Here is a 13,741-nt window from a genome sequence, read left to right on the forward strand (position 1 = left end):
GTCAATCGTGATTTGTCCCATTGGAAAAAATAATAGTTCGTACAGCACATTTGGTTTGTGTAAATTTGTCATTAATACTAAATAGATTTGAATTTAAACCGTAAAACTTTCTACCTAACCAAAATAAAAGAAGTCTCTAATTTTTTGGTAAATATTAAATTTTCCAAAATCAAAAAAAACGAGAATATTCTAATTTATGGCATATCACGTGGTGGTACGACGCTTTTAGCAGAGACACTCGTGTCAGTATTAAAAGCTAGATTAGTTTGGGAGCCCTTGTTTCCATATGGAGATGTGAAGTTTCATAAAATTAATCCTTTTTCAGTAGAACCTTATGCTAAATTTAAATTGGGTTGGCATCCTTACGTTGCGTCTCACGACGATAAGCAGGTTCATAATTATTTTGATAAGTATTTTGCATTGAAGATAAGGAATATACGTTTTCTTAGATTTACCAATCAGAACTCGTTTAGTGAAAGTCAACATACCATTCATAAATTTTGTTTTGGGAATTTTATGTATCCCTATTTTCAAAAAAGATATGGATTCAAGTCTATACTTTTACTAAGACATCCATTTGCAATAGCTGCATCATCTTTAGGTTTTGGAGATAATTTTAATTGGCATAAAGAGAATTATACAAACTGGAACTATCCAGACACTCCAAAAAGTGATGACTTTTTTAAAAGTTATGATGACAACTACAGTTTAATTGTTTCAGGATTCAGTTTACTTGTGTTTCAGGCTGTGACCCAGTTTTCATATGCTTTAAATAATCTTGATCATGAAAACACTATCATTGTCTTTTATGAAGATTTAGTTGTAGAGCCTAAAGAGGCTTATTCTTCTATTCAAAAACTCGTAGACCTACATATAGATTATGATTTGTTCCTTAAAATGTTAGATAAACAAAGTTTTAGTTCTAAGAAAGATCATACAGAAAAGGAGGGATTAGCTCAGTTGTCAAAATGGAAGAAAGTAGCCACGAAACAAGATATTAAGGATGGAATAAAAATATTTGAGGCTTTTGATTTTAGATTGTACTCCGAAGATGTTTTACCTTTGAAAACAAATATTAATAATGTCTAATAGACCTAGCTTGCTTTTCATAACAACATCTAGTTTAGCATCTAATCCAAGGTTAGTAAAGGAATTTGAATGCCTGAAAGAAGGCTATTCATGTTATGTTATATGTTTCAAACATCACGATTGGAGCTTGTCATTGTCTGAAGCTATTAAAGCTAAAAATAAAGAAGTTCATTTTATTGAAATTGACAGGCGGCAAAGTGTATTTGAAACCGTCATGTCAAAACTCTTACACAAACTAGCTATTATAGTAAATCCACTATTTCAAAAACGATTTAAAGTTTGTGCGTTTGCCAGTAATGACAAAACACCTCAGTTGACATCCAGAATAAAAAAAGCCCGAAGAAAATATCAATTTGATAAAGTGATAGCACATAATTTGGGGGCCTTTTATCCAGCTGTGAAGCTCTCTCAATTTCAAAAAACAAAATTGCAATTAGATATTGAAGATTTTTATCCAGGCGAAGCTTTGTATTTTAATAGAACCTATGAAAAAGCGAATAGATACCATACGATGCAGGCTAGTTTTAGTCATGCTGAGAGTATTACTTATGCATCAAAAGGCATAGAAGTTGAATGTAAAAAAGCGTTTAAAACAAATGCAAAAATCAATCATATCACCATTATTAATACCTTTGAAAGCTCAGATTTTATAAAACCTCAAAAACGCAATGATGAGATTGTTAAATGTGTTTGGTTTTCTCAAAATATTGGTCCAAATAGAGGCTTGGAACAGGTTTTTGATGCAGCTAAAGTACTTCAAGGGATAGAATTTCATATTATTGGTAATTCTAATCCCGATTATTTAAAAACTATTGATTTAAGTCCAAATGTTAAGTGTCATGATGTTATGTCCCAAACCCAATTGCATGAATTTTTAAGTGAGATGGATATTGGTTTGGCACTAGAAAATAGGGATGCTGATTTTAATAGGAACATTTGTTTGACTAATAAGATTTTGGCTTATGCCCAAGCAGGATTATATATTTTTGCCACTGATACTTTTGGGCAGCGCGATTTCTTAAAGGAGTTACATTATAAGGCCGGTGAAATTATAAACTTAAATGTATTAGAGTCATTATCAAATTTTGATGTGACTGTTATAAATCATGAAAGCCGAATGATGCGCTGGGAAAATGCTAAATCTTTTTCATGGGAAACTGAACAACTCAAATTATTTAAAGCGATATAATGAAAACGGTACTGATTATATATCCGCAATGGGTTCCGGCGAATTTAGCAGGTGTTCAAAGACCCAGACTCATAGGTAATTACTTAAAGCAATTTGGTTGGAAACCGCTTTTGCTTACCGCAGACTCGCAGTACTATGAAGAAACTCTAGATCCATTAATGGCAAAAACAGCTTCTAATGATATTGAAGTCATTTATACCAAAGCATATAAAATCACTAAGCCTAGAATTATTGGAGATATAGGTCTAAGAGCGTTTCCATTTCTAAAAAAAGAGGCACTTAAAATTTGTAAAGAACGACAAATTGATTTCATATGGATTCCAATACCTTCATTCTATACCGCTATTCTGGGACGAATAATTCATAATAAAACGAAAATCCCTTATGGTATAGATTATATTGATCCTTGGGTAAGAGATATTACCAATCAAAATAACGTCAGAGCAAAACTAAGTCAGTCCGTAGCTAGAACATTAGAGCCCTATGCTGTTAAAAAAGCAGCGTTGATAACAGGAGTGTCTACACCATATTATCAATCCGTTATGGATAGAAATTTTAAAGTAGAACCAACACATGCAGGTATGCCTTATGGCTTCGATCCTAATGATCATAAGATTGAACTTTCAGATTTAAAATACCCGTGGGATAATGATATAGATGGTAAACCATGGATTTATGCAGGTGCATTTTTGCCTAATTCGCATCTCTTTGTACAATCCTTTTTTGAAACCATTGCTCAGCTAAAAAAAGCGGGTAAGTGGGATGATAAAATAAAGTTGTATTTTGTTGGAACAGGGTTGTATCCCGCAAAGCGCATTACGTCTTATGCTAAAGATTGCGGATTAGAAGAGATCGTTATAGAGCGACGCGAGCGTTTTCCGTTTTTACACATCCTCAATTTTTTGTCAAAAGCAGATCGAGTAATGCTTTTTGGCAGTACCGAAAAACATTACACGGCATCCAAAACATTTCAATGTTTGTTGAGTGAGAGACCACTGTTATCAATGTTACATAATGAAAGTTCTGCTGTTGACGTGATTAAACAAGTAAATGCAGATGCTTTTTTAATGCCATATCAAGACAACGATTCAAAAACAGATATTATCAATAAGTTGAAACCTATTATTGAGCAGTTTCAAGAAGAGGTGACTTGGAATCTAGATTTAAAACCTTTGGATAAATACACGTCGAAGCAATCTGCGAAAGTTTTGGCGGATGCCATGGATGAAGCTTTAAGTAAACAGCAATTAGTAAAATAAGGATGATGAAAAAAATAGCCATTGTTTCAACACATCCTATACAGTATAATGCACCTTGGTTTAAGTTACTGGCAGAGCGTGGAAAAGTTGAGTTGAAAGTGTTTTACACATGGTCACAATCTAAAACTACAGTAAAAGATAAGGTTTTTGGAAAAGACATTCAATGGGATATTCCGTTACTAGATGGCTATAATCATGAGTTTGTAGAAAATATTTCAAAAAAACCAGGTTCACATAGTTTCTTTGGAATTGATAACCCTGAATTGATAGAAGAACTTAAAAATTATAACCCACAAGCGATATTATTTTTTGGTTGGAATTTTAAGAGCCACCTTAAAGCCATGCGTCATTTTCATGGAAAAATACCTGTTTGGTTTCGAGGGGATTCAACATTATTAGATGAAACAGGGGGTCTTAAAACAAAGCTAAGACGTCTAATATTAACTAAAGTTTATAAGTATGTGGATAAAGCTTTTTACGTAGGTGGGGCAAATAAGGCTTATTTTTTAAAACATGGTTTAAAAGGGAGTCAATTAGTTTCTGCACCACATGCTATTGATAACGATAGATTTAGTGATGATTCTGTGAAGAAATATTCGGAAGAAGCAATACAATGGCGAACAGAACTTGGTTATAACCCTAAAGACATAGTTATTGTGTTTGCAGGAAAATTGGAAACAAAGAAACAGCCCGACTTTTTAATTAATGCGTTTAAAAAAATTCTGAAAAATAAGTCCAGTTCTTTAAAGTTGTTAATTGTAGGGAATGGACCAATGGAAGAAGATTTAAAGGAAGACGTTAATCCAAATATTAAATTTGTTCCGTTTCAAAATCAAACAAAAATGCCAATAGTTTATAGGTTAGGTGATGTTCTTTGCTTGCCCTCAAAAGGACCAGGAGAAACTTGGGGACTCGCAGTTAATGAAGCTATGGCTTGTGGTAAAGCGGCTATTGTTTCGGACAAAGTAGGTTGTTCATATGATTTGATAGACTATAATAAATCAGGTTTTGTTTTTAAACATAACAGTTTGGAAGAATTAACAGATATACTTGTAAATTTGAACAAATCCTTACTTGATCGAATGGGAGAAACGGCACAAAAGAAGATTAAGAATTATAACTTTTTAAGTATTGTAGAACCTATAGAAGCGAATTTATAGATGGATACCAAAACAAAACCGCATATAAGTATTGTGTTACCTGTTTATACAGGTATGGCCTACTTGCAACAATCTGTAGAGTCTGTTCTTAATCAAGATGATTCTGACTTTGACTTTGAGTTTTTAATATGTGATGACTGTTCTAAAGATGATAGTTATACATATTTAAGTTCAATAACAGATACTAGAGTTAAGCTATTTAGAAATGAGAAAAACAAGGGGTTGTTTCCAACTTTAAACTTTTTGATAAAAAATGCTAGCGCAGATTTATTACATCTTTGGGCACAAGATGATGTTATGCTTAAAAATTGCTTAAAAGAAACCATTAAATTTCATCAAGAATTTCCTGAAGTAAAGTTTAGCTTCTCCCGTTTACAAGGAATTGATGCTAGCGGTAATTTGTTAAAACGCCCAGATACTTTTAAAAATAAAACCTTATCGGTTCAGGATCATGCCGTGAGTTCTTTGTTATATGGGAGTATTGCAGGAAACATTGCTAACGTATGCTTAGTGAAAGAGGATTGTAAAGAGGTTGGTTATTTTGATGAATCGATGATTTATGTAGGTGATTTTAAAATGTGGTGTGTGCTTTCTAAAGAGACTCCAATTGGTATGAATGGGAATATCTTGGTAAATGTAAGGCAACATACAGGTCAGCTGAGTAGAAATTTGGATGCTTCGTTCTACAGGTTAAAAGAAAATTATGGAGTATACCAGTGTTTTTTATCTACTTTAAATCCAGAATTGAGAAAGCAATTAAATAAAACCATAAAATGGAAAATATATACGACATATGTTAATCAATATCTTTTCATTCTAAAGAGTAAAAAGTTTGATTTGGCAAAAAGGTATGTTGAGGAACTTAAGAAATATGATAATATTAATTCAATATTTTTTAAATGGATTATAATTAGACTTTTAAGATTTTTTAGATTAGAACAAAAATTTTATGAATTTAGGTTTTATAAAAAAATACGAAGTTTAAAACAAAACAATTAGAATACCGAATAAATAGAAATTGTGAATCAAAGTATCATCATAGCGGGAATGCATAGGTCTGGAACCTCTTTATCTGGAAATCTTCTTGAGCAATCAGGATTATTTATTGGGGAACGCTTATTATCTGGTGGTTTTGATAATAAAAAAGGACACTTTGAAGATTTAGAAATTTTGAGTTTACATGAAAAGGACTTAAAACTAAAGCAATTAGATACCAGAGGACTTACAGGTAATATTAAAGGTAGTTTAAACTTTGAACAAGAAACCAATGTGTTAGTTGATGCGTTTTTGTCAAAACGTAAGAATCAAGTTATTTGGGGCTGGAAAGAGCCAAGAACTACATTATATTTGCAAGCTTGGAAACAAAAACTGCCAAATGCAAAGTGTATCGCCATATACAGGCATTATGATGAGGTTGAAGACTCTTTGATAAGACGCTATCGGCGTAAATTAAAGTATGGTGTAGGTATGAGTTTTACAGTGAGACTAAAACATATATTGCTATATCCTATTAATATATTTATTAAGAAATATGAAGCTTATAAGGCTTGGTGCATTTATAATGAAAATATTCTAGAGTTCAAAAAACAACATACAGATGCTGTTATTGTTGTGGAGCTTAATCATTTTTTAAACAATTATAATAATATCATTGTAAACGTTAATAAACAATTTAAAACTGAATTACAACAGATAGATGTTGACAAGATTTTTGAAAAGTCGCTACTCAAAAATAGCGATGGCAATGGACTGAAAATTAGAGTGTTTTCTAAAAAACGATTAGACTCAGTTTTGGGTAAACTAAATGATGAGTCACTATGGATTTAAGTCAAAAAAGGCTAATTACTATCATTAGTGTAGTGTCTTTAGTTTCTGCAGCTATTGGTCCTCATTTTTTAAATACACTTTTTGCTTTGGTGCCAATTGTCGTAATTATCACCTTATTCTTTAAGTTAAGAAATCCTATTTTTCTAACTATTTTTTTGGCCTTGATATTTCAATGGTTTCAAATAAATATTAAAATTATTTATGGAAACCTGGCCAATATTCCATTAGACCTTCAATTTAGTTTCCATCAGGATGTGGATTTTCTATACTCCGCAAATTCTCTTAGCAATATTGGTTTAATATTCTTTGCCATAGGTCTATATTTCCCGCTCAAAAAACGCTTTAAAGACTTTGACTTACTACATGCCCTCAACGCAGATTATAGTCCGAAAAAAATTTTAAAGATTTATATCATATTCTCAATAGGTATTTCCTTTCTATTTCTAGTTCGTAATAGTATTCCAGGGATAAATACAATAGTTGTCGCATTTTCTAAATTAAAATGGGGATTATTATTGTTGACGGTTGTTTATTGTAATGTATTTGACAAAAAAAAGAAATTACTTTACACCGTAATAGCCGCTGAGGTGTTTTTGGGGTTTACAGGGTATTTCTCAGCTTTTAAAGATATTATTCTTGTAATTGTTTTAGCGCTTTTATCTATGCAAAAAGAGTTGAATTCAAGGGCTTTAGCTAAATTTTCATTTATTTTTATAATTGGCTTATCCTTAGGTTTGTTATGGTCTGCTATAAAAATGGATTATAGATCTTATTTGGCTGGAGGAGAGTACTCCCAAAAAGTAGTTGTAAGTAAGACAGAGGCGATTAACGAAATGATAAACCAAATGTCTGACGTTACATTAGAAGAAGTTAGTTTTGCTTCAGAAGCGTTATTAGATAGGGTGAGTTATATTGAGTTTTTTTCTATTGTATTAAGAAATGTGCCTAATTATATGCCTTATGAGGATGGTTCTATTATAAAAGAGTCTACACTATATTATTTTAGGCCAAGAATATTTTTTCCAGATAAACCAGTTATTGACGACTCCGATCACACGAATAAATACACAAACCTCGATTTAATGGATGATGGTAAAGCATCTCATAGTATTGGTTTTATGACAGATGCCTATATAGATTTCGGACCATATGGCATGATGATTTTGTTATTAGTTATTGGCTATGTCTTTGGATGGTCAATGAATTTTTTAATTATAAAATCACCAAACATGTTTTGGGCAATTATATTTATCACACCATTCTATTTTTTAATTAGTGTTTATAGTTTTAATATGATTAAAGTCATTGGTAACTTTATCACGTATATGGTCCCTGTTTATTTATTACGTAATATACTTTATAAAAGTTTTGATAGATATTTTAGAGTAAGTCAAAATGGATAAAACGATAACTTACATAAAACGAAAGTCACTGCCGCACTATCATAGTATTGAAGGTTTGTTTAATTCTATTAAAACTGAGGTGTCTAAATCGAATGAAACAGATTTAGTTTATACAAAACATTCAGGTGGTTCGCCCTTAACTATGTTAAAGAATTACTTGGCATTTGATAAGGCAAAAAACACTATTTACCACATTACTGGAGATGTACATTATATGGCCTTAGTCACTGGAAAACGAACAGTTTTGACTGTACATGATATTGGCTCAGCACTAGAAGGAACTATTTTAAAACGATTGTATATCAAGTTGTTTTGGTTTTGGTTACCTGCACTAGTTGTTAAACGTATTACAGTAATTTCAGAATTCACAAAGCAAGAACTAACCCAAATTATTCCGTTTGCAAAGCATAAAATAGAGGTGATACCAAACTCAGTGAGCACATCATTTAGTCAAAAGCATTATACATTCAATCAGCAATGCCCAACAATACTCTGTGTTGGTACAAAGTCAAATAAAAACTTAGAACGTATTATTACGGGCGTTGTAGATATCAATTGTAAGCTTCATATTATTGGCGAGTTAACATCTAAGCAGTTAGAATTATTAAATCATTTTAAAATAAATTATCAGAATAGCTCAAATTTGGAGCAAGAAGACATAGTGAAAGCATATGAAGCATGTGATATGCTATGTTTTCCGTCTACATATGAAGGTTTTGGAATGCCTATAATTGAAGCACAGTCGGTAGGCAGACCTGTTTTAACATCAAACTATGGAGCCTTGTTAGAAGTGGCGAAAGAGTCTGCATGTTTGGTCGATCCATATAATATCGAAGCTATTAAAGTTGGTATTGAACAATTGATTTCTAATGCTAATTATCGCGATACCTTAATTAATAATGGTTTTGAAAATGTGAAACGATTTCATTTGGAAACTATTGTAAAACAGTATTTATCAATTTATAATCAACTATAGTTTTAATGTCAAACATACGTCCTAAAATACTCATCACCATAGATTGGTTTTTGCCTGGCACAAAATCAGGTGGTCCTGTGCGTTCATACAAGAATATCATTGATTATTTAGGTGCGTATTATGATTTTTATGTCATTACGCGTGATACCGATTATTGTTCAGATGAGGTTTATGAGAATATCACGTCTAATGCTTGGAATAAGTATAATGATCATACATCAATCTATTATATTTCTAAGGATCAATTAAATAAAGGAAACATGAAATCCCTTATTAATGAGCACGACTATGATGCTATTATGATTAATGGAATTTATAGTTTTTATTTTTCAATATTACCAGTTTGGCTCTCAAAGAAAAAATCAAATGTTATTGTCTCTGCAAGAGGGATGTTAAATCCACAAGCTTTCTCAGTAAAAGGAACTAAAAAGAGAGTATACTTAACTATAGCTAAAGCTCTTGGTCTTTATAAAAATATAAAATTTCATGCCACTAATAAGGAAGAAGCGGGGCATATTAAGGCTATATTTGGTAAAAGAAGTCAGGTAAAAATAGCAGCTAACCTTCCAAGGAAAATCGAAAATTTTAGAGTAGAAAAAAGAGTTCTAAATCAGCCTTTGAGATTAGTGAATGTAGCGAGGGTATCGATAGAAAAGGGAACCTTGAAAATGATTGAATCTCTTCAAAATGTAAAAACGGAATTGGTAATAGATATTTTCGGACCTGTTTATGATTTAAACTATTGGGAAAAATGCCAAATATCAATCCGGGAATTACCCAAGAATGTGACTGTTAATTATAGAGGGTTTATAGAAAGTGAATTAGTCATAGATACAATAAAAGCTTACGATTTTTTCATTTTGCTTTCTGAAGGAGAGAATTTTGGACATTCAATCTTAGAAGCGCTTTCTGTGGGTTGCCCTGTTATTATTTCAGATAAAACACCATGGAAAAATTTAGAATCAAAAGGTGTTGGTTGGGATGTAGATATTAATGATTCGAAAAAGATTTCTGAGGTTTTTTCTGAAATCTCAAAAGTTAATCAAGATGAGTATAATGAAATGGCGAATCGAGCCTTTATATTTGCAAAGAATTTTTCGGAGGATCAAGAGCTACTTAACCAAAACAAAAACTTGTTTTTATAAAAATTAAATAGGACCATGAACCGAGCGTGCTAAAAGTGTTATCATTTAAGGAGATGGTCAATAGCGAACAGCATGTGACAATTAATAAATAAAAATAATACACATGAAAAGAATTTTAATCACAGGAGGCGCTGGTTTTGTGGGTTCACACTTATGTGAACGTTTGTTAAATGAAGGTAACGAGGTGATATGCTTAGATAATTACTTTACCGGGAGCAAAAAAAATATTGAACATTTAATGGATAGTCATTATTTTGAATTGGTTCGTCATGATGTTACTAATCCCTATATGGTTGAGGTCGATGAAATTTATAACTTGGCTTGTCCTGCATCACCTGTTCACTATCAATATAACCCGATAAAGACAATTAAAACTTCTGTTATGGGCGCGATTAACATGTTGGGTCTTGCAAAACGTGTTAAAGCTAAAATTTTACAAGCCTCTACAAGTGAAGTCTATGGGGATCCAGCAGTACATCCTCAGCCAGAGACGTATTGGGGAAATGTCAATCCTATTGGTTTACGTTCTTGTTATGATGAAGGAAAACGTTGTGCTGAAACTTTGTTTATGGACTACCATATTCAAAATGAAGTTAAAATTAAGATCATTAGAATTTTTAATACTTATGGGCCAAATATGAATCCAAACGATGGGAGAGTAGTTTCAAACTTTATCGTTCAGGCATTAAAAGGAGAAGATATAACAATATTTGGAGCTGGCACACAAACCCGAAGTTTTCAGTATGTAGATGATTTAGTAGAAGGAACTATAAGAATGATGAATAGTAGAGATGGTTTTGTAGGCCCTGTAAATATTGGGAATCCACATGAGTTTACGATGCTAGAATTGGCTGAAAAAGTACTTGACCTTACAAATTCTAAGTCAAAATTGTTATACTTACCTTTGCCGAAAGATGATCCGTTACAACGTAAACCCGTAATTGACTTGGCAGAAAAAGAGCTTAACGGATGGTCACCAAAAGTAGAACTTGATGAAGGTTTAACAAAAACTATTGCTTATTTCGAATCTCTAATAGCTAAATAATTGAAAACAGATTTATCAACATATAACAATAACTGGTACCAACCTGGATCTAAATTAAAACGATTCTTATGGTATTTTGTTAACGAGTTATTTTTAAAAAATCGTTTTAATCCATCATCATCTCTCAAAATTTTTTGGCTAAAACGGTTTGGAGCCAAAATTGGTTCGGGAGTCGTTATAAAACCTTCAGTAAATATAAAGTACCCATGGAAATTGACCATTGGTCACCATTCATGGATTGGAGAAGAGGTGTGGATCGATAATTTGGATGACGTGACCATAGCCGATAACGTTTGTATATCTCAAGGGGCGTTTTTAATCTGCGGAAATCATAATTATAAATCTCCAGCATTTGACCTCATAGTAAAACCCATTAGTATTGCATCGGGATCATGGATTGGAGCCAAAAGTATTGTTGGCCCTGGTGTTACTGTTGGAAGTCATGCCGTATTATCCCTAGGATCTGTAACCAGTACTGATTTAGATCCTTACGGTATTTATCGTGGTAATCCTGCGTTGAAAATTAAAACTAGAACCATAGATTAATGTCTTTAAAAGTGTCTTTGATTACTGCAACTTACAATAGTGCCAAAACTTTGGACATGTGCATGAGTTCGGTTTTAAACCAAACGTATTCAAATATCGAATACATCATTATTGATGGGAAGTCTAATGATGGTACTTTAGAGTTGATTGCATCTAAATCTGAAACGCATCATCAGATCAAATGGATTTCTGAAAAAGACAAAGGGATTTATGATGCTTTAAACAAAGGCTTGTCCAGAGTAACAGGTGATGTTGTTGGATTTGTTCATAGTGATGATTATTTAGCTGAAATGACGACTATAGAAAAAATAGTAAATGCCTTTGATAAGCATAAGGTTGACGGCGTCTACGGGAATTTGCATTATGTGAATTTTGATGATGTAAACCAAATTGTCAGAAATTGGGTAAGTCAGCCATTTCGTAATAAGCTTTTGAATCGCGGTTGGATGCCTGCGCATCCTACCTTGTTTCTAAAGAACGACGTCTATAATGATAATGGAGACTTCGACTTGAACTATGACATTGCTGCAGATTATGATTTTATCCTTAGGATATTTGGTAAGCGTAAATACACATTTCACTATTTGTCTGAAACCATAATTAAAATGCGTGTTGGAGGTGCGAGTAATAGAAGCCTTAAAAATGTACTAACGAAAACCAAAGAAGATTATAGAGCAGCCAAAACAAATGGACTGCGTTTCCCTTTTAAAGTGATACTGCAAAAGAACCTTTCAAAAATCCCACAGTGGTTTAAGAAATAATTGCTAACAACATGATATTCAATGGCTGTTAATAATAATCGACTACTTACTTTTTAACAATTTTTCGACCTAAACTTGATCCTATAAACTATATTTGCAGTTGTAGTTCGCAGTAGTAATTTTATGATGCGAAACATAAGTACATGATATGATACAAGAATTACTAAAGTATTTTAATCCTTTAGATTACCTAGGAGTATGGCTAGCAATTACGTTTGTAATTGCTTTTATTGTTTCTCTTTCTAGTTTCCCTGCTATTTTTAAAGTGGCTATAGCTAAGCGTTTAATGGATGAGCCTGGTGACCGTAGCGTGCATGATAAAATGACTCCAACACTTGGTGGCGTTGGTATTTATCTAAGTTTGATGGTGGTTATTACTACGGTTGGTGCCTTGCTAGATACAAAAATATTGCTCTTAGTACTTGGGAGTTTGACCTTGCTTTTTTTTCTTGGCTTAAAAGATGATTTGTTAATACTGTCTCCCAAAAAGAAGTTTTTAGGGCAAATATTGGCTGCGTCTTTACTCATTATTTTTACAGATACACGAATTTTAGGGCTATCAGGAATATTTGGAATAACTATTATACCGTACTGGTTATCTGTGGCATTTACACTTTTTGTTTATGTGCTGGTTATCAATGCCTATAATCTTATTGATGGTGTTGATGGATTAGCTGGTTGCCTTGCTGCTGCAGGTTCCGCGGCATTTGCATTTTTATTTGTAAAAACCAATGATATTACGATGTCAACGTTGACTGTGGCTACCATAGGTGCTTTAATCCCATTCTTACGATTAAACTTTTCGAAGCGAAAGAAAATATTTATGGGAGATACTGGGTCAATGATCGTTGGCTTTTTGATTGCCTTTTGTGCTGTGCGTTTTTTAAGTAAAACTCAAATGAATTCGTCTTCAGAATTTTATGATTCTGCCCCAATTTTAGTGCTCGCTATTGTCTTTTTTCCGCTGTTGGATACCTTAAGAATATTTTTGATAAGATTAATTATACTCAGAAAAAGTCCATTTTCAGCCGATCAAAATCATATTCATCATGGGTTTTTGAAATTAGGCTTCTCTCATGCTCAAACGACAATTTTCATTGTGGTTCTAAACTTATTACTTATAGCATTTATATACCAAATACGTGATTTTGATATTCTATTTCAGGTTATTTTATTGGTTATTGTTGGTACTTTTTTATATGCTTCTTTATTTATATACAATTGGCTGACCTCAAAGAAATGGTTACCAAAATCCTTGAAGGACTAAACACCTCAAATGACTTAAATTGGCTTAACTTTTGTCAATCATTTAATTGCAACTATATTTGTAATCGTTTTAAA

At 32.5% G+C, this 13,741-nt stretch carries 13 protein-coding genes; all 13 read left to right on the forward strand.

Annotated features, from left to right (window positions below; genetic code table 11):
* The first annotated feature begins 87 nt into the window (after positions 1 to 87).
* Entirely contained in the window at positions 88 to 1,089 is a 1,002-nt protein-coding gene (locus V7719_RS02365) for a hypothetical protein (RefSeq protein ID WP_335728250.1), read from the forward strand.
* On the forward strand, positions 1,082 to 2,278 hold the full coding sequence (locus tag V7719_RS02370) for a hypothetical protein (protein WP_335728251.1): 1,197 nt from the start codon (positions 1,082 to 1,084) through the stop codon (positions 2,276 to 2,278). Before V7719_RS02365 ends, V7719_RS02370 begins: the two co-directional genes overlap by 8 nt.
* Positions 2,278 to 3,537 (forward strand): hypothetical protein, encoded by a 1,260-nt coding sequence (locus V7719_RS02375; RefSeq protein ID WP_335728252.1) that lies wholly within the window; start codon positions 2,278 to 2,280, stop codon positions 3,535 to 3,537. Before V7719_RS02370 ends, V7719_RS02375 begins: the two co-directional genes overlap by 1 nt.
* 5 nt (positions 3,538 to 3,542) lie before the next feature.
* Positions 3,543 to 4,697, forward strand: coding sequence for a glycosyltransferase family 4 protein (locus tag V7719_RS02380; RefSeq protein ID WP_335728253.1), 1,155 nt, complete (start codon positions 3,543 to 3,545; stop codon positions 4,695 to 4,697).
* Positions 4,698 to 5,696, forward strand: a complete 999-nt coding sequence (locus V7719_RS02385; protein WP_335728254.1) for a glycosyltransferase family 2 protein — start codon at positions 4,698 to 4,700, stop codon at positions 5,694 to 5,696.
* Positions 5,697 to 5,717: 21 nt separating this feature from the next.
* Complete coding sequence (locus V7719_RS02390; protein WP_335728255.1) at positions 5,718 to 6,524, forward strand: sulfotransferase; 807 nt, start codon at positions 5,718 to 5,720, stop codon at positions 6,522 to 6,524.
* Complete coding sequence (locus V7719_RS02395) at positions 6,515 to 7,927, forward strand: hypothetical protein (protein WP_335728256.1); 1,413 nt, start codon at positions 6,515 to 6,517, stop codon at positions 7,925 to 7,927. The genes V7719_RS02390 and V7719_RS02395 overlap by 10 nt, the downstream gene beginning before the upstream one ends.
* A complete protein-coding gene (locus V7719_RS02400; protein WP_335728257.1) occupies positions 7,920 to 8,903 on the forward strand; it encodes a glycosyltransferase family 4 protein in 984 nt (327 codons plus the stop codon). The genes V7719_RS02395 and V7719_RS02400 overlap by 8 nt, the downstream gene beginning before the upstream one ends.
* Positions 8,904 to 8,908: 5 nt before the next feature.
* Positions 8,909 to 10,048 (forward strand): glycosyltransferase, encoded by a 1,140-nt coding sequence (locus V7719_RS02405; protein ID WP_335728258.1) that lies wholly within the window; start codon positions 8,909 to 8,911, stop codon positions 10,046 to 10,048.
* Between the two features lie 103 nt (positions 10,049 to 10,151).
* Positions 10,152 to 11,093 (forward strand): UDP-glucuronic acid decarboxylase family protein, encoded by a 942-nt coding sequence (locus tag V7719_RS02410; protein WP_335728259.1) that lies wholly within the window; start codon positions 10,152 to 10,154, stop codon positions 11,091 to 11,093.
* The gene (locus tag V7719_RS02415; RefSeq protein ID WP_335728260.1) at positions 11,094 to 11,639 is read left to right on the forward strand and encodes a WcaF family extracellular polysaccharide biosynthesis acetyltransferase; all 546 of its coding nucleotides are present in this window, start codon (positions 11,094 to 11,096) and stop codon (positions 11,637 to 11,639) included.
* A complete protein-coding gene (locus tag V7719_RS02420) occupies positions 11,639 to 12,400 on the forward strand; it encodes a glycosyltransferase family 2 protein (protein ID WP_335728261.1) in 762 nt (253 codons plus the stop codon). The genes V7719_RS02415 and V7719_RS02420 overlap by 1 nt, the downstream gene beginning before the upstream one ends.
* Positions 12,401 to 12,548: 148 nt before the next feature.
* Positions 12,549 to 13,667, forward strand: coding sequence for a glycosyltransferase family 4 protein (locus V7719_RS02425; RefSeq protein ID WP_335728262.1), 1,119 nt, complete (start codon positions 12,549 to 12,551; stop codon positions 13,665 to 13,667).
* Positions 13,668 to 13,741 lie beyond the last annotated feature (74 nt).

It is taken from the genome of Psychroserpens sp. (assembly GCF_036960315.1).
Lineage (GTDB): Bacteria > Bacteroidota > Bacteroidia > Flavobacteriales > Flavobacteriaceae > Psychroserpens.